A 278-nucleotide genomic window follows, 5' to 3' on the forward strand; every position below is an offset into this window, starting at 1 on the left:
CACCCGACACGACACCGAAGGCATCGCCGGACTACCGGACCGACCCCGATCCGGGCGACCCCGGCTCGGCAGCCCAGGACTCGGAGACCGCATCCGCCGGCTGCTGCAAACCCCGAAAGCATGGACCACCGCCCGGATCTGGCGAGCCCTGGGCCGCCCGCCGCTGAGCCTGCGCACGATGCACCGACGCATCCGAGAACACGCCCGCTGGTCCCGGCCCAGACTCGTCGCCAAGAGCGACCCCGACCACGACACCATCTGCACCGACATCCGCGAGC

Annotated in this window: 1 protein-coding gene; it reads left to right on the forward strand. The window is 71.6% G+C overall.

Annotated features, from left to right (window positions below; all coding sequences use genetic code 11):
- On the forward strand, positions 1–278 hold a 278-nt coding region (locus OP18_RS56705; protein ID WP_162189955.1), incomplete at both ends, for a helix-turn-helix domain-containing protein.

The organism is Dactylosporangium aurantiacum (genome assembly GCF_000716715.1).
GTDB classification, from domain to species: Bacteria; Actinomycetota; Actinomycetes; order Mycobacteriales; family Micromonosporaceae; genus Dactylosporangium; species Dactylosporangium aurantiacum.